General features: G+C 27.3%; 12 protein-coding genes. 10 read left to right on the top strand and 2 right to left on the bottom strand.

Annotation, left to right across the window (positions count from 1 at the left end):
• Positions 1 to 12 precede the first annotated feature (12 nt).
• Positions 13 to 2,835 (top strand): excinuclease ABC subunit UvrA, encoded by a 2,823-nt coding sequence (uvrA, locus tag EV195_RS10390; RefSeq protein ID WP_132794896.1) that lies wholly within the window; start codon positions 13 to 15, stop codon positions 2,833 to 2,835.
• Positions 2,836 to 3,273: 438 nt separating this feature from the next.
• Here uvrA and EV195_RS10385 read toward each other — a convergent pair whose 3' ends face one another.
• Positions 3,274 to 4,071 (bottom strand): tetratricopeptide repeat protein, encoded by a 798-nt coding sequence (locus EV195_RS10385; RefSeq protein WP_132794895.1) that lies wholly within the window; start codon positions 4,069 to 4,071, stop codon positions 3,274 to 3,276.
• Complete coding sequence (locus EV195_RS10380; RefSeq protein WP_132794894.1) at positions 4,068 to 4,628, bottom strand: RNA polymerase sigma factor; 561 nt, start codon at positions 4,626 to 4,628, stop codon at positions 4,068 to 4,070. The genes EV195_RS10385 and EV195_RS10380 overlap by 4 nt, the downstream gene beginning before the upstream one ends.
• 102 nt (positions 4,629 to 4,730) lie before the next feature.
• On the opposite strand from EV195_RS10380, the gene EV195_RS10375 reads away from it, so the two are divergent.
• From EV195_RS10375 to EV195_RS10335, 9 genes are all read left to right on the top strand, one after another.
• A complete protein-coding gene (locus EV195_RS10375) occupies positions 4,731 to 5,096 on the top strand; it encodes a hypothetical protein (protein WP_132794893.1) in 366 nt (121 codons plus the stop codon).
• Between the two features lie 45 nt (positions 5,097 to 5,141).
• Positions 5,142 to 7,829 (top strand): CHAT domain-containing protein, encoded by a 2,688-nt coding sequence (locus EV195_RS10370; protein WP_132794892.1) that lies wholly within the window; start codon positions 5,142 to 5,144, stop codon positions 7,827 to 7,829.
• Positions 7,830 to 7,882: 53 nt separating this feature from the next.
• Complete coding sequence (locus tag EV195_RS10365) at positions 7,883 to 8,542, top strand: hypothetical protein (RefSeq protein WP_132794891.1); 660 nt, start codon at positions 7,883 to 7,885, stop codon at positions 8,540 to 8,542.
• 547 nt (positions 8,543 to 9,089) lie between these two features.
• Positions 9,090 to 10,148 carry a tetratricopeptide repeat protein gene (locus EV195_RS10360; RefSeq protein WP_132794890.1) on the top strand — a complete coding sequence of 353 codons (1,059 nt, stop codon included), beginning with the start codon at positions 9,090 to 9,092 and terminating at the stop codon, positions 10,146 to 10,148.
• Positions 10,149 to 10,265: 117 nt separating this feature from the next.
• Positions 10,266 to 10,841 carry a hypothetical protein gene (locus EV195_RS10355; RefSeq protein ID WP_132794889.1) on the top strand — a complete coding sequence of 192 codons (576 nt, stop codon included), beginning with the start codon at positions 10,266 to 10,268 and terminating at the stop codon, positions 10,839 to 10,841.
• Positions 10,841 to 11,659, top strand: a complete 819-nt coding sequence (locus EV195_RS10350; protein WP_132794888.1) for a CHAT domain-containing protein — start codon at positions 10,841 to 10,843, stop codon at positions 11,657 to 11,659. The genes EV195_RS10355 and EV195_RS10350 overlap by 1 nt, the downstream gene beginning before the upstream one ends.
• A gap of 1 nt (position 11,660) precedes the next feature.
• Positions 11,661 to 14,348, top strand: coding sequence for a CHAT domain-containing protein (locus EV195_RS10345; protein WP_132794887.1), 2,688 nt, complete (start codon positions 11,661 to 11,663; stop codon positions 14,346 to 14,348).
• Position 14,349: 1 nt separating this feature from the next.
• Positions 14,350 to 17,034 (top strand): CHAT domain-containing protein, encoded by a 2,685-nt coding sequence (locus EV195_RS10340; RefSeq protein ID WP_132794886.1) that lies wholly within the window; start codon positions 14,350 to 14,352, stop codon positions 17,032 to 17,034.
• 1 nt (position 17,035) lies between these two features.
• On the top strand, positions 17,036 to 19,116 hold a 2,081-nt coding region (locus tag EV195_RS10335), incomplete at its 3' end, for a tetratricopeptide repeat protein (protein WP_132794885.1).

The following is a 19,116-nucleotide window of genomic DNA, read 5'->3' as shown; positions in this document are numbered from 1 at the left end:
AAAATCCTAACCTTGAAAGAACAAGAATTCATTGAAGTATACGGAGCTAGAGCTCACAACCTAAAAAATATAGATGTAAAAATCCCTCGCGAACAATTGGTCGTTATTACTGGTTTAAGTGGAAGTGGAAAATCTTCCTTAGCCTTTGACACTATTTATGCAGAAGGACAACGAAGGTATATCGAAACATTTTCGGCATATGCCCGTCAGTTTTTAGGTGGATTGGAGCGACCAGATGTTGATAAAATTGAAGGATTATCTCCTGTAATTTCAATTGAACAGAAAACCACTAATAAAAGTCCACGTTCTACTGTTGGTACTATCACAGAGATTTACGATTTTTTACGTTTACTTTTTGCCAGAGCTTCTGATGCTTATTCATACAATACTGGTGAAAAAATGGTAAGCTACTCTGATGATCAAATTCAAGAACTTATTTTAAATGACTTTAAAGGAAAACGAATTGCTGTTTTAGCTCCATTAATCAAGTCTAGAAAAGGACATTATCGTGAATTATTTGAACAAATTTCGAAACAAGGTTTTTTACGTGTTCGAGTAGATGGAGAAATTCGAGAAATCGAAAAAGGAATGAAATTAGATCGATATAAGACGCATGATATTGAAGTTGTTATTGATCGATTAGTTGTTGATGAAAATTCAGAAAAGCGTTTAGAAGAAACTATTAAAACGGCTTTATATACTGGTGATAATATTTTAATGGTTATTGATGTTGATGATGAAAAACCTCGTTATTTCAGTAGAGAATTAATGTGTCCTACTACAGGAATTGCGTATCCTAATCCAGAACCCAACACTTTTTCATTTAACTCTCCAAAAGGAGCCTGTGAAAAATGTAATGGTTTAGGAATTACCAATGAGGTGAATTTACATAAAGTTATTCCAGACGATTCAATCTCTATTAAAAATGGTGCTATTACTCCTTTAGGTGAACAAAAAAATAGTTGGATTTTCAAACAACTACAAACCATTGCAGAGCGTTATGCCTTCAAACTTACAGATCCTATTTCTGAAATTCCTAATGAAGCTCTTGAAATCATTTTACATGGAGGAAAAGAAACTTTTAAAGTAGAATCAAAAGCTGCTGGCGTTACAAGAAGCTATCAAATAGATTTTGAAGGAATCGTTTCATTTATTGAAAGTCAATATAAAAAAACTGATAGTTCTTCTATAAAACGTTGGGCAAAAGGTTTTATGGATGAAATAAAGTGTACCTCATGTGAAGGAAAACGATTAAAAAAGGAAGCTTTACATTTTAAGTTTATTAACAAAACCATTAGCGATTTAGCACAAATGGATGTGAATGAATTAGCAAATTGGTTTTCTGATATAGAAAAACAACTCTCTAAGAAACAATTAACTATTGCCACTGAAATTCTAAAAGAAATCAAAACCCGAATCCAATTTTTAGTGGATGTTGGACTAGATTATTTAACACTCGACAGAACCTCTAAATCACTTTCTGGTGGTGAAGCTCAACGTATTCGATTGGCTACACAAATTGGTTCTCAATTGGTTGGCGTTTTATATATTTTAGATGAACCTAGTATTGGCTTACATCAGCGAGATAATCAAAAGTTAATTGATTCTTTAATTAAACTTCGTGATGTTGGTAACTCTGTTTTGGTTGTAGAACACGACGAAGACATGATCAAAAATGCGGATTATGTTTTGGATATCGGACCTGGAGCAGGAACACATGGTGGTGAAATTGTGAGTAATGGTTCTTATAAAGAAATTATTACCCAAGCTACACTAACTTCAGATTATTTGTCGAAAAGAAAGACCATTGAAGTTCCCAAAAAAAGAAGAGAAGGTAACGGAAACAGCATTAAACTTTCTGGTGCTAGTGGTAATAACTTAAAAAATGTTACTGTTGAATTTCCTTTGGGGAAAATGATTTGTGTTACCGGAGTTTCAGGAAGTGGGAAATCTACGTTAATCAACGAAACATTATATCCTATTTTAAATGCTCATATTTACCGAGGTGTAAAAGAACCAATGCCTTATAAAAAGATTTCTGGTTTAAAACATATCGATAAAGTAATTGATATTGATCAATCTCCAATTGGAAGAACACCAAGATCTAATCCAGCAACTTATACTGGAGTGTTTAGTGAAATTAGAAGTTTGTTTTCCAAAACTCCCGAGGCTTCTATCCGTGGATACAAACCTGGGCGTTTTAGTTTTAATGTAAAAGGCGGAAGATGTGAAACTTGTCAAGGTGGTGGATTACGAGTTATTGAAATGAATTTCTTGCCTGATGTTCATGTGGAATGTGAAACTTGTCAAGGAAAACGTTTTAACAGAGAAACCTTAGAAATTCGATATAAAGGAAAATCCATTTCTGATGTATTAGAAATGACAATTAATCATGCTGTTGATTTCTTTGAGCATATTCCAAAAATTCATAGAAAATTAAAAACTATCAAAGATGTTGGACTGGGTTATATTACCTTAGGACAACAATCTACTACCCTATCTGGAGGTGAAGCACAACGAATAAAGTTAGCATCGGAACTTTCTAAAAGAGATACAGGAAACACTTTTTATATTTTAGATGAACCTACTACAGGACTGCATTTTGAAGACATTCGTGTTTTAATGGAGGTTTTAAATAAACTAGTTAACAAAGGAAATACGGTACTAATTATTGAACACAACTTAGATGTTATAAAACTTGCAGACCATATTATTGATGTTGGAATGGAAGGCGGAAAAGGTGGTGGACAAATTATTACTACTGGAACTCCAGAAAAGGTAGCAACTCATAAAACTAGTTATACCGCTAAATTCTTAAAAAAAGAATTGAAATAAAACATTGTTTATCAGGACTTAAAAATTATTTTAAAACTTTTTTTACTTTTTTTTAAAATTTCATAGTAACATTTTAACAACAATTGAAACTTACTAGTAAATAAGTCTTTCATATAGTTCTTCTATACTTTGAAGGCAATTTATTTTTAAACAATTTTTCTCGTATCACACAGTGTGTGAAATAAAAAAATTGCTGTGATAAGAAATAAGTACAAAATATGCTTCATGAAAAAGAACCAACATACTATTCTGTTATTGGGGAATTTTAGAATAGTAAAAAGAAGGGAAGGTTAACATGAAGAAGTAAAGTCGTAAGATGTAGGGGTCTTACAAAACAAAAAGTAGCAACATTAGTTGCTACTTTTCTTTTTAATTGCAAATTTCATAATTTTTATACTTGATGAGAACCTGAAACAAGTTCAGGTTGACAAATGAAGCTTACTGAAATTTACGTATTAATTCTTCTGCTTTAATTTTATTGAAAAGCGAATTATCAATAATGTACTGTAACTCCTTTTCAGCTTTTTCAGTTTGTTTTTCTTTTAAGTATATTAGACTTTTATACCAATAGGCTTTTTCAGCATCAATTAAATCACTCTCTTTTAAAGTATCCAATATTTCTATTGCTTTATCAAAGTTTTTAAGTTCAGCGTGCGATAATGCAGCATAAATATAAGCTCCACTTTCACTTTTGTTTTCTTTAAGAAATTCTTGAAAAATGACTGCTGATTCATCATACTTTTTTTGCTTGAAAAGCTTTTCGGCTTCAATCAATGTGCCTTTAGCATCATCAATTCCTCTTTCTATAAAAGATGGTAAATTATTAAAGTCTACATATTCGGCATACAATACATTTGTATCCAAAACAGATGGAGAAAACATTGGTTTTAATATCAAAAAGCCGAGCACAACTGCTGCTGCAAATCCAGATAAAAAACTAATTATTTTACCTCTACTGACTTTAGGTTTTGTTGAAGCCTTCTTAATAACTTCTTTTAAATTCTGTATCTCCTTACTTTCAAATAAAGCTTCTAATTCATTAGTTTCTTTATTGTCTATATTTTCAGCAAAACTCCATTCTTCCTCATTTAAAGATTCAAAAAGTTGCTTTTCTAATAGATACTCCTCTCTAAAATCAGCATCATTTTTAACTCTTTCAAGAAATGATTCTTTTTCTTGTTCAGAAAGTTCATTTCTCAAAAATTGTTCTATTAATATGTCGTCTTCTAAATTCATAGTTCTCGTAAAGAATTAAATCTAAGGTCTTCTTTAATTAAATCCGTTAGCTTTTTTTTACACTTAAAAACTCGCTGACGAACTACTGTCTCCGAAGTATATTCGGTAGTTTCTATAATTTCTGCATACGATACTTTTGCAAAAAATAGCGATAAAATCATTTTACAATTTTCAGAGATTTTATCAAGCATTTCTATAAACAGTTCTTGTCTTTTTTGCTCAATAATTGCTCTTGCATTGTCTTTAGCCTCACTTACTTGTTCTACTATCTCGCTATTTGTTACCCGACTTTTATGACTATTTAATTCTCTACGCCATAAATTTTTACAAACTGTAAATAAAAAACCATCGAAAGTAGTATTTATATGAATCCCATCTTTTTTATGACGAACTGCTATTTGCAGCAATGCTTTTTGAAAAATATCCTCAGCATCTTCAGTATTTCCTTTGTTTTGTAATATAAATCGTTTTACTTGTTTAAAGTTGACATCATATATTTTTGAAACTACTTTTGAGTCGCCTTTGACAAGTGCATCGAGGTAATAATTTCCATCCATAAAATACAATTATAAAACAAAAATAAAATTTTCTATTTTTGCGCGGGTAACATTTTAGTTTTTTAATTACTAAGATGTAAGGAACATATAAAAATTTAAATTATGAAATTATTAAAAATTGTATTAATTGCTTTGGTAACTGTGGGGATTTATTCTTTTAAAATTACTCCTCATAATAATGAATTAATAGAACAAACATCACTAAACACAACTTGTATCACTATTACTTATAAGAGCGGCTTAGACAATATTTCAAAAGAAAGAACTAGAGATTGTTTTGCAGCTTATCATGGTATTACATTTTTTAGCTTAATTCACAGTTCAGGAGATACTGAAACATGGACACTCACGACATTAATACCTTCAGGAGGCAAAGATGTTAAAGTAGAAAATGACGATGATGATCATTGCCCTCGTAAAGCTGAAATAATTGCTTTTTCATATGGTAACGATTGTATCAATCCCTAATAATATCTACTTAATATAAATTTGTATTTAACAAAAAAAAATATAATGATTTTGCTCATTATCCTATCATTTCACAATTGGGTTAATGGGCAAAACTTTTATATTGATAGTCTAATAAAAGAAAATGATTTGACAGAACATAAAGCTGATCAAATACTTAATGAAATAAAAAATGACACTTTAAAACTAAGAAAAAGAGCTTTCAACTTTTCTAGATTTTTTTACAAAAAACAAAACCCTAATCTAAACTTAGCCATTAAATATGCTAACGTAGAACTAAAACTTTTAGATCAAATAGGTGAAGAAAGTAATCATTACCATAGTGCAATTTATAGATTAGGCTTATACAATATATATGCTCAAAGGTACGATTCGGCAATTTATTACTTGAAAAAAGCAAGTGAAATAAATACTTACAAAAAAAGAAAAGGTCAAGCATATTGCGAATTGGGGCGTCATTACTTTAAAAAAGGTTACTATCATAAATCTACTAATTACTATTCTAAAGGATTAGATTTACTGAAAGAATATGGCAAACCTTCAAGTACATTTATTCATGCCATAAACATGAGCCAAAACGCCTATAAAACTGAAAACAAACACATTATATTAAAGTGCATTTATTATTTTAATATGATTGATAGTATTACAAAATCTAATGCTAACATAATATCCAATACTCGTAAGATTAATTTGAACGTTGGTTTTGGTAATTTATATTCTTTAAAACCTATTGATAGTTTACAAAAAGCCATGGGTTATTATAAAAAAGCCTTGAAGCTATCAATTAAAAACAAAAACTTCTATTACTTGGCTCTAACAAATATGAATATTGCTGAATCCTATATTTACAAACAAAGGGATAGTGCAAAATTCTATGTTTATGAAAGCTTAAAATACTCAGAAAAAATAGTCAATGAAGAAGACAGTAATTTTATAATCGCAGGGAGTTATTTAAATGCATCTAGATACTTTTTAAGTTCTAAAAAATTAAAAAAATCATTAGATTATGCTAACAAAGCAATGAAAAAGTATTGCTTTGTTAATGATATAAACGATATTAATTCCCTAAACTTACTTAAAAACCAGTATAAAAAAAACACTCTAATCGCTTTAAAGTTAAAAGTTAATATTTTGTTTAAACTTTATGAAAGAGAACAAAAAGTATCATATATAAATCAAATAATTGAATCTGTAAACATATCCAATCTACTTGTCAATTTAATTTTAAAAGAGAGTACTGAAACTATCACTCAACTTTTTTGGAGAGATGATGTATCTGAAATTTATTCTTACGGAGTATTAGCCGCTTATTATTTAAAAGACAATAATTTATTTTTTGATTTTATTGAAAAAAACAAGGCTTTTTTATTAACTCAAAGTATTAAACAAAACAACCTAACTTCAAATCTTTCATATAAGGCAACTCTTGATGACGCGCTATTCAGAAAAAAAATACTAGATATCGAGAGTAGAACAACCAATGAGAATAAATTTTTGAATGATTCTTTATTCAATTTGAAGTTAAAGTATGAACGATTTAAAGATTCTCTTAAACTTATTTACCCTGATTATTTTAGCAAAAAAAACAATGTCCAATCTATTTCTTTGTCTGAACTAAAACAGAAGTTAGATAATAAAACAGCTGTTTTATCTTATGATATTGTAAAAAATTACAACTCTGATAATTATGAATTATTAGGATTAGTAAACACCAGAGAAAAATCTATTTCTTTTAAAGTGCCACTCACTCAGAAAGAATATTCATTATTTTCTAAGTACAAAAAATTAATTTCTAAACCTTTTTCTCAAAAAGAACAACTTATTGACTTCAAAGAAGTTTCTTATAAATTGAATACATTTTTATTTCCAAATAGTGAAATAAATAGATTAATAAAGAATAAAGATTTTATAATCATAACTAACGGTGAACTTCAAAACTTACCGTTTGAAGCTCTTGTTACTAAAAAGAAATCTTTAAAATACTTAATCGAAGATCATAATATTAGCTATGCTTATTCAGCTTCTTTTTTAGATTTTAATAATTCTTTAAAAAGAGAAACTTCAAAGAATTTGGCTGCCTTTGCTCCTGTTTCGTTTTCTAACTCAGAGCTAAAATCGCTACAAGCTACCGAAGCTGAAGTAAAAACTATTAGCAACGAAATGAGTAGTGATGTTTTTACAAACATAAATGCTACCAAAACCAATTTCTTAAATAATAGTGATGATTATAAAATTTTGCATTTAGCAACACATGCTACTTCTTCTGATAATCCTGCTATTTATTTTTCTAAGGATACATTACAATTACATGAATTATATACGCATAAAACGAATGCTGACTTAGTCGTGTTAAGTGCTTGTGAAAGTAATTTAGGTGAAATTAAAAAAGGGGAAGGTGTATTTAGTTTATCTAGAGGTTTCTTCTATTCAGGAGCTAAATCTGTAATCTCTTCCTTATGGAACGTAAATGATGTCTCTACCTCTAGCATTATGAAAGATTTTTATAAAAATCTGAATAACAACCAATCTAAATCGGAAGCTTTAAACAATGCTAAGCGTAACTACTTAAAAGAACACTCACTATCGGAGAAATCACCTTATTATTGGGCTTCTTTTGTGTTAATTGGAGATACTTCCCCTACCTATCCAGCTACTCCTTATTGGATTTATTTATTAGGTGTCGTAGCACTTTTTTCAATTATTTTATTTTTTTTCAAAAAAAGAGGGTAACGTTTTACTTTCTTGTGAACAAGAAGTTGAATTTAACTTAAACAGAAAACAAAATGAAAAAATTATTAATTTTTGGAACTTTCTTAACTTTATTTATATCATGTCAAGATGATGTAAAAACTCATGAAGAGTTAATTAACTCTAATAATGATGAAATCCTAATGAACAGGACGGGTTTTATAAGTGTAGATGAAGAGAGTAATTGTGAAGACTATAACTCATTTAAACCCAGCTCAGATGGAATTACTGGAAGCTTCACTTTGAAAGCGACACTTGATATTTACGAACCGAATACTGAAGGGTGTAATTATATAACATTTACAGGAAAATATAATAAACAAACCAAAGAATTAAAAGAAGTAAAAGTAATATATGATGGTACTGTTAAAAGTTTTGCTGAAATACAAACCAAATTCGTTATTCATAGCTATGATGTCAGCTGGTATAATGTAACTGGTAATAAATTTAGATTAAACTTTATTATGGAAAAACAGTATGCTAGATCTAATGAAATAGGTATTGAAACATACCACTTCCCTACAACTCCTCCTAATCCTAATATTACAGTTGTAAGTGATCCATTTAATTCTACACCAAGTGACTCATCTACAACTGGTGACAATTTTTATGTTGGAAACACTAAATTTAGCGCTGATTTTGGAGTATATTCTGTCCAAAGCGAAGGTAAGATGATTGAATTTGAACTCGAATAATTAGGTTTAAATATTTACAACAAAAGTTCATTGTTTTAAGCAATGAACTTTTAGTTATTAATTAGTCTTTGTAAAAGCGACACTTATCCTAATTATTCTGCAAATTTTCACTTATTTAAAATCTTTAACTATTTCGGTATACTCATTATTTTAAATTACTACACTTCAGAAAATTTGCTCTGAAATATGAACGTTAAAACCAATAATAATTTTGTTTTTTCCTTGAAAATCATTATAACACATCGTAAGGTTGGAGAGAATTTCATAAAAAAGTAAGGGTAGTATGACTTTGAAAAAGCAGGAAAATATTCTGCTTTTTTTCTTATAAAGTTCTCTCTATTTTTGAAATCAAAATTATATACTTATTAAAACTTTATGAGTAAACTAAAGACTTTATTGTTTCTTTTAACCATTTCTTGCTTTCAGCTAATGAATAGTCAAAATTGTTATGAAAAATTTCTAGAATTAAAAAAAAAATAAAAACCTAATTACTGAACATAAAGTTGATTCATTATTTTATTCTTCTAATGACTCACTTAAACTTAAAATGTCAAGTTTCTTTTCAACGTACTTTTATCAAGAGAAAAAGGATGAGATTGCTATAAAATATGCAGATATTGGAATTAACATTTATGAAAACCTTAATAAGACCTCTGAATTTTCTTATCAGAGGTTAGTTTATAATAAAGGTATGTTTTACTATTCCAATGGAGAGTATGAGGAATCTTTAAAAACATTTTTTAACTTAATAAAGCTTAAAAACATAAAGACTACATTCATAGGAATTACTTATAGACAAATTGGTAAATGCTACCAAAAAAAAGGTAATTTTTATCGAGCTATGGATTATTTTAGATTAGCAAGAAAATTTTTACTTAAATACAATTCAAAATCTTCACTCTTTAGTTCGGATATTGGAACAGTGAATACATTAATACTAATAAACACAAAAAAATCAATAACTGAGAGTTTAAATCTCATCAATGAAACTTCCAAATTAGTTGAATCATCCGAAAAACTAAAAAATTCCCCTGCTAAGTGTTTCTTACTAGACTTAGCAATTGGGCATACATATTCTTCTTTATTTGATGTCTACTATAAGTCAGACTCTCTAAGAAAAATGTATTCAAGTAAAGCAATATTACATTTTAGAAAAGTACTATACTTGGCAAAAAAACACAATGACTCATCTAAAATATCATCAGCCAACCTTGATTTAAGTAACCTTTATATAAAACAAGGTAATGATAGCGCAATACATTATTTAAATCAAAGCTTAAAATACAACTTAAATGATAAATATAATAGAGCTATCACTTATAACAATATTGCAGATTACAATCTTATCATAAACGATTTAAAATCCTCTATAAAGTATATAAATAAAGCTATTAACCTTAGTTTTAATATTGATGATAATATTATAGATTATATTCCTTCTGATGTTAATATTTATACTCACAGTGATAAGAAAAATATAATCATTTACTTCAATAATAAAGCGGACATTTTAATCAACCTCTATTCTCAAACCAATAATATAGATTTTCTTAAAAAAGCTATTAACACAATTAAAATTGTAGATAGAATTGTGAACATAACTTAAGATTCTAGTAGTGAAATAGAAACTAGATTATTATGGAGACAAGAAGCTTCTAGAGGATACCTATTAGGAACAAAGGCTGCAAAATTATTAAATGATAATGATGAGATGTTTTACTTTATGGAAAAAAATAAAGCTCTATTATTAATACATGGAATAAAACAAAATAGTGATTTTAACACCTTGCCAAAACATATCTCTGATAAGTTTATTTCCTTTAAAAAAAATATTTTAGAACTGGAAAATCTAAATAGAGAATCCAATAGTATTGAATACTCAAGTCAAAAGGATTCTTTATTTCAATTAAAAAAACAATTTGAGCTATTCAAGGATTCTATTTATAATAAAAATCCAAATTTATCGAGTAAAACTTCTGAAATTAAATTGACAAACCTTAAAACTGTACAAAACAATCTTGATGAAAATACTTTAGTTATATCTTATATATCAAATGAAGAGAATTTCAGAAAAAAAACACTTTTGGCACAGTTAATAAGCTCTAATAATATTTATAGCTTTGAAATAATTAACTATAATAATTTTGAAAAAAACTGCAACGAGTTTAGAGACTTAATTTCAAAACCCTTAAAAACAGAGAATCAATTTAATAATTTTAAAAATGTTTCTTATGCACTCTATAATTATCTTTTGCCTAATGACTCCTTAAAAAACTTAGTCGAGAAAAGAAAAATTTAATAATAATACCAGATGCTTCAATTCAAGATATTCCTTTCGAAGCTTTAAACACAACAAAAAATTCAACTCGATATTTAGTTGAGAATAATAACATAAGCTATAACTACTCGTTATCCTTTCTTAATGAATTGAAATCAAAAAAAACTAAATCTAATAAAAATTTCTTTGGATTAGCTCCTGTTGAGTTTATAAGTAAAAATCTGAAAACACTGAACTCAACTAGAAACGAAATTTCAAGTATTAATGATATATTAGATGGTGATACTTTTTTAGATTTTAATGCTACCAAAACTAATTTCCTAAACAACAGTAGTAATTACAAAATTTTGCATTTAGCAACACATGCTACTTCATCGGATAATCCTGCTATCTATTTTTCTAAAGACACATTACAATTACATGAGTTATACACTCATAAAACGAATGCGGACTTAGTAGTCTTGAGTGCCTGTGAAAGTAATTTAGGAGAAATTAAAAAAGGGGAAGGTGTATTTAGTTTATCAAGAGGATTCTTCTATTCTGGAGCTAAATCTGTAATATCTTCCTTATGGAACGTAAATGATGTTTCTACGTCCAGCATTATGAAAGATTTTTATAAGAATCTAAATAATAACCAATCTAAATCGGAAGCATTAAACAATGCTAAACGTAACTACTTAAACGAACATTCTCTATCGGAGAAATCTCCTTATTATTGGGCGTCATTTGTATTAATTGGAGACACCTCTCCAACCTATCCAGCTACTCCTTATTGGATTTATTTATTAGGTGTCGTAGCACTTTTTTCTTTTACTTTGTTTTTTTATAATAGAAATTAATATGTCCAGAAAAGGAATAATATTTTTTTTAATTCTATATATTTCTATAAACTGTTATGGGCAAAATTCTTTTAACTATAATTTAAAAACAACTAGTGATAAAAAAATAAACGAAAAAGAAGCGGATAGCATCCTAAATACACTTAATTCAGATACAAATGAAAAAATAATAAAAGCCTTTGATTACTCAAGAATATTTTATAAAAAAAATAACTTATCATTAGCTATTAAATATGCTAAAGTACAAAATAGCTTATCTAAAAAATTTAACCTTTTTCCAAAACACTATCACAATTCATATTATTTAATTGGTAAGTATTTTATGCAAAAAAATGAATTGGATTCTGCGATTATTTATTTTAACAAAGCTGTAAAATTAAATATTTACCCTAAGAAAATTGGGCAATCCTTATGCCAGATAGGTAATTGTTATAGAATGAAAGGGGAACTTCATAAATCATCAGATTTTTATATTAAGGGAGTCGATTTATTATTCAAGCAAGGCCAATATTATGCCATGATATCTAATGCTCTAAATTTTAGTGTAACCTGTAATCAAATAAAAACGAAAGAGTATGCATTACTCGGAATAAGATATTTAGAAAAATGTGACAGTATACTAAACAATAATGATCAGTTATCAAATATTAGAGAAAAAAGTTATCTATTTAATAACTTAGGAAATTTATATTTTGTTGAAGATAATTACTCATTCAAAAAAGCGAGAAAAAATTATCTAAAAGCTTTAAAAATAGGTCTTCAACAAGAAAACAATTACTCATTAGCTGTTTCTTATGGTAATTTAGGTGAATTATACATAAATAAAGACAATGACAGTTCTTTATTCTTCTTAAAGAAGGGATTATTTTATTGTAACCAACTAGTAAATTATGATAAAAATGCACTCAAATCGGATATATACAGAGTTTTATCAAATTATTATTTAAGAAAAAACAATTCAAAACTTTCTGTTAAAAATATTAATTACTCTATTAATAGTGGCTTTGAAATACCTTTAGAAGATAAAATTGAAATAAAGGTTAATCACTTTAAAAATGCTATTTCCAGGAGAAATATAGTGCTAGCTTTTAAAGATAAACTTAATATTCTAAATCATCTATACAATAAAACTCAAAAGAAAGAACATTTAGAAGAAAGTATTAAAACAATTAATCTGTCTGATGCTTTTATAAACTACACTATCCAAAACAGTACTGAAAGAAACACTAAATTCTTATGGAGAGACGATGTTTCAGAAATATACAACTATGGTGTATTGGCCGCGTTTCATTTAGGCAATAATGAATTGATGAACTCTATTATAGAGAAAAATAAAGCCTTTTTACTTACTCAAAGTATTAAAGAAAATAACAGTCAGCTAAATTTACCGTACCAAGTAAAAACTCAATTAAAAAAATATCAGGAAGACATCTATTCTCTTGAAGAAAAATCTAGCGAAAACAAAAAAATCAAAGATTCTTTATTTAATATAAAACTTTCTTTTGATCGATTTAAAGATTCTATTACCAAAGTATATCCAGAGTATTTTTCTAAGAGAAATAATATTCAACCTATTTCTTTAGAAAAAATAAAAGAAAACTTGAATGATAACTCTGTTATTCTTTCTTATCATTTAGATTCCAATAACAATAATTTATTTGGTCTGTTTACATCAAAAAAAGAGAATTATACTTTTAAAGTTAAAATAGATTCAAGCTTCTATGAATTAGTTAGTAATTATAAAAAACTCATATCAAAACCTTTAACACAAAAATCGGAGTTCAAAGATTTTTATGATACTTCTAACAAGTTATTTAATAATTTGTTCCCTGATAAAAAATCTAGAGATTTTATAAAAAATAAAAACCTGATTATTCTATCTAATGATGTTCTTCAGAACATTCCTTTTGAGTCGTTAAACACTAATAATAAAAACTCAAAATACTTAATCCAAGATCATAATATTAGCTATGCCTATTCAGCTTCTTTTTTAGAATTTAATAATTCTTTGAAGAGAGAGACTTCAAAGAATTTAGCTGCCTTCGCTCCTGTTTCGTTTTCTAACTCAGAGCTAAAATCTCTTAAAGCAACGGAAGCGGAAGTAAAAAATATTAATAACGAAATTAATAGCGATCTTTTTACAAATATAAATGCTACCAAAACTAATTTCCTAAACAACAGTAGTGATTACAAAATTTTGCATTTAGCAACACATGCTACTTCTTCTGATAATCCTGCTATTTATTTTACCAAAGATACACTGCAATTGCATGAGTTATATACTCATAAAACGAATGCTGACTTAGTCGTTTTAAGTGCTTGTGAGAGTAATTTAGGAGAAATTAAAAAAGGTGAAGGTGTATTTAGCTTGTCTAGAGGATTCTTCTATTCTGGAGCTAAATCTGTAATTTCTTCCTTATGGAATGTAAATGATGTTTCTACGTCTAGCATTATGAAAGATTTTTATAAAAATCTGAATAATAACCAATCTAAATCGGAAGCATTAAACAATGCTAAACGTAACTACTTAAACGAACATTCTCTATCGGAGAAATCTCCTTATTATTGGGCGTCATTTGTATTAATTGGAGACACCTCTCCAACCTATCCAGCTACTCCTTATTGGGTTTATTTATTAGGTGTCGTAGCACTTTTTTCAATTATTTTATTTTTTTACAAGAGAAATTAACATGTTCAGAAAAGGAATAATATTTTTTTTAATTCTATATATTTCTATAAACTGTTATGGGCAAAACTCTTTTAACTATAATTTAAAAACAACTAGTGATAAAAAAATAAACGAAAAAGATGCGGATAGCATCCTAAATACACTTAATTCAGATACAAATAAAAAAATAATAAAAGCCTTTAATTATTCCAGAATTTTTTACAAAAAAGGTAATTTAAAGCTCGCTATAAAGTATGCCAAAATTCAAAACAACTTATCTCAAAAAGGGGAAATATATCCAAAACATTACCATACTTCTTTTTACCTTATTGGTAAGTATTTCATGGTGAATAATAAATTAGATTCAGCAATTATTTATTCCAAAAGAGCGCTTGAATTAAATCACTATCCGAAAAAAATCGCTCAATCATTTTGTCAAATTGCTACATGCTACAGAAAACAAGGGGATCTTCATAAATCAATTGAATACTACACTGAAGGAATCCCTCTTTTGATAAAACATGCTAAACCTAACAGCATCTTATTTCACATAATAAGTTTGACAGACGCATGTAATCAAGTAAAAACTAAAAGAAGTGCTCGTATAGGCCTACATTTTTTAGAAAAATGTGACAGTTTAATAAATAAAAATAAATATTTGACTCCTGAAATAGGATCAATAGATATTTGTAAAGGTGTACTATATGCTTTTCCTTCAAACTATGATTATAAAAAAGCTTCTAATTATTACAGAAAAGCTCTCAAATTTAGTCTTAATAGGAATCAAGAGAAAATAACTTCATTAGCATATCTAAATTTAGGAGAGTTATACCTTGATGAAGGTAAAGATAGCTCGCTATATTTCTTAAATAAAGGATTGAAACATATTGCAAAATCAAAAGACAACTTTCTAAAGGACATTGAATCTGATATATATAGAAATATATCCAAGTGTTACATTAAAAAAGACAATTTAGAATTAGCTTTAAAAAATATAAATATTGCCATAAAAAAAAGTTTCCAGATACCATTTAATAAAAAGGAAATTGAATTAAATGATATACATTTTGAAAAAGCTTCCTCTAGAAGAAACATAGTGTTAGCTTTTAAGGACAAACTTAATATTCTGAACCACTTATACAATAAAACTCAAAAGAAAGAATATTTAGAAGAAAGCATTAAAACAGTTTACCTTTGTGACGCTTTTATAAACTACACTATCCAAAACAGTACTGAAATAAACACTAAATTCTTATGGAGAGATGATGTTTCTGAAATCTACAACTTCGGCGTATTAGCAGCGTTTCATTTAGGGGACAATGAATTGACAAACTCAATTATCGAAAAAAATAAAGCTTTTTTACTTACTCAAAGTATCAAGGAAAATAATAGCCAACTAAATTTACCTTACCAAGTAAAATCTCAATTAAAAAAATATCAAGAGGATATCTATTCGCTTGAAGAAAAATCTGACGAGAATAAAAAAATAAAAGACTCTTTATTTAATATAAAACTTTCTTTCGATCGATTTAAAGATTCTATTACCAAAGTGTATCCTGAATATTTTTCAGATAGAAATAATATTCAACCTATTTCTTTAGAAAAAATTAAAGAAAAATTGAATGATAACTCTATTATTCTTTCTTATCATTTAGATTCTAATAACAACAATTTATTTGGTCTTTTTACTTCAAAAATTGACAGTTATACTTTCAAAGCTAAAATAGATTCAAGCTTCTATGAATTAGTTAGTAATTATAAAAAACTCATATCAAAACCTTTAACTCATAAATCAGAGTTCAAAAATTTTTATTCTACTTCTAATAAATTATTTAACAATTTGTTTCCTGATAATGAATCTAGAAAATTTATTAAAAATAAAAATCTGATTATTATATCTAACGATATTCTTCAAAACATTCCTTTTGAATCATTATATACTAATAACGAAAACCCAAAATATTTAATCGAAGACCACAATATTAGCTATGCATATTCAGCTTCTTTCTTAGATTTTAATAATTCTATAAAAAGAGAAACTTCAAAGAATTTAGCAGCCTTTGCTCCTGTTTCGTTTTCTAACTCAGAATTAAAATTGCTACAAGCTACCGAAGCTGAAGTAAAAACTATTGATAATGAAATTAGCGGTGATCTTTTTACTAATACCAATGCTACTAAAACTAATTTCCTAAACAACAGTAGTGATTATAAAATTTTACATTTAGCAACTCACGCAAGTTCTTCGCATAATCCTGCTATTTATTTTTCTAAAGATACTTTACATCTACATGAATTATACACTCATAAAACCAATGCCGATTTAGTGGTTTTAAGTGCTTGTGAAAGTAATTTAGGGGAACTTAAAAAAGGAGAAGGTGTATTTAGTTTATCTAGAGGATTCTTCTATTCAGGAGCTAAATCTGTAATTTCTTCTTTATGGAATGTAAATGATGTTTCAACGTCTAGCATTATGAAAGATTTTTATAAAAATCTGAATAATAACCAATCTAAATCGGAAGCATTAAACAATGCTAAACGTAACTACTTAAAAGAACACTCACTATCGGAGAAATCTCCTTATTATTGGGCGTCATTTGTATTAATTGGAGACACCTCTCCAACCTATCCAGCTACTCCTTATTGGATTTATTTATTAGGTGTCGTAGCACTTTTTTCTTTTACTTTGTTTTTTTATAATAGAAATTAATATGTCCAGAAAAGGAATAATATTTTTTTTAATTCTATATATTTCTATAAACTGTTATGGGCAAAATTCTTTTAACTATAATTTAAAAACAACTAGTGATAAAAAAATAAACGAAAAAGAAGCGGATAGCATCCTAAATACACTTAATTCAGATACAAATGAAAAAATAATAAAAGCCTTTGATTACTCAAGAATATTTTATAAAAAAAATAACTTATCATTAGCTATTAAATATGCTAAAATTCAAAACAATTTATCTCAAAACGGTAGATTTTTCCCAAAGCATTTCCATAATTCATATTACTTAATAGGTAAGTATTATATGGAAAATAATGAGCTTGACTCTGCTACGGTTTATTTCCATGAGGCAATAAAGATTAATTATTATCCAAAAAAAGTTGGTCAATCATTAGGTCAACTGGCAAGATGTTATGGTATGCAGGGGCAACTTTATAAATCACTGAATTTTTATAAAAAGTCAATTGACTTACTTGTAAAACAAGGAAACATCAATAATGCAATAAGTTATTCTCTCAATTTATCCAATACATGTAATCAACTTAAAACTAAAGAAGCAGCTAATATTGGTATAAAATATCTAAAAAAATGTGATAGTTTAATCGATGCTTTTGATAGATTGAAATATCAAAAAGAAAAAAGTTTACTCTTCAACAATCTTGGTAGTCTATATTTTGTTGAAAAAAATTATTCATATAAACTAGCAAAAAAAAACTATAACCATTGCTTAAAAATTGGACTGAAAAATAAAGATAATTATTCTATAGCTATTGCCTACAATAATATAGGTGAATTGCTATTATATGAAAATAAAGACAGTTCAGTATTTTACATAAATAAAGGAATAAAATACAGTTCTAAAGTAATTGAATATGATAAAAAAGCTCTTATCTCTGAAGCTTATAGACATTTAGCAAACTATTACTTAAAAAAAAATAAAATTAATAATTCTTTGAAAAAAATAAATTACGCCTTGAAATTTATTTTTGAAATATCAATAACAGAGAATTTATCTTTGACCGAAAACCATTTTAAAAATGCTATTTCCAGGAGAAATATAGTGTTAGCTTTTAAAGATAAACTCAACATTCTAAATCACCTATACAATAAAACTCAAAAGAAAGAACATTTAAAAGAAAGCATTGAAACAGTTAATTTTTCTGATGCTTTCATAAACTACACCATTCAAAATAGTACTGAAATAAACACTAAATTCTTATGGAGAGATGATGTTTCTGAAATCTACAACTATGGTGTATTAGCGGCATATCATTTAGGCGAGAATGAATTGATGAATTCAATTATCGAAAAAAATAAAGCTTTTTTACTTACTCAAAGTATCAAGGAAAATAATAGCCAACTAAATTTACCTTACCAAGTAAAATCTCAATTAAAAAAATATCAAGAGGATATCTATTCGCTTGAAGAAAAATCTGACGAGAATAAAAAAATAAAAGACTCTTTATTTAATATAAAACTTTCTTTCGATCGATTTAAAGATTCTATTACCAAAGTGTATCCTGAATATTTTTCAAAAAGAAATAATATTCAACCTATTTCTTTAGAAAAAATGAAAGAAAACTTGGATGATAACTCCGTTATTCTTTCCTATCATTTAGATTCAAACAACAATAATTTATTTGGTTTTTTTACTTCAAAAAAAGAGAATTATACTTTTAAAGCTAAAATAGATTCAAGTTTCTTTGAGTTAGTTAGTCATTATAAAAAACTCATATCAAAACCTTTAACACAAAAATCGGAGTTCAATGATTTTTATTCTACTTCGAACAAGTTGTTTAATAATTTATTCCCTGATAAAAAATCAATAGAGTTCATTAAAAATAAAAATCTAATTGTTCTATCTAATGATATTCTTCAAAACATTCCTTTTGAGTCGTTAAATACTAATAACCAAAACCCAAAATACTTAATTGAAGACCACAATATTAGTTATGCATATTCAGCTTCTTTTTTAGATTTTAATAATTCTATAAAAAGAGAAACTACAAAGAATTTGGCTGCCTTTGCCCCTGTTTCGTTTTCTAACTCTGAATTAAAATCGCT

Origin of the sequence: Tenacibaculum skagerrakense (assembly GCF_004345825.1) — a bacterium.
Taxonomy (GTDB): Bacteria; Bacteroidota; Bacteroidia; order Flavobacteriales; family Flavobacteriaceae; genus Polaribacter; species Polaribacter skagerrakensis.
Note: the sequence above shows the minus strand (reverse complement) of the source record. Positions and strands in the feature narration are given on the sequence as shown.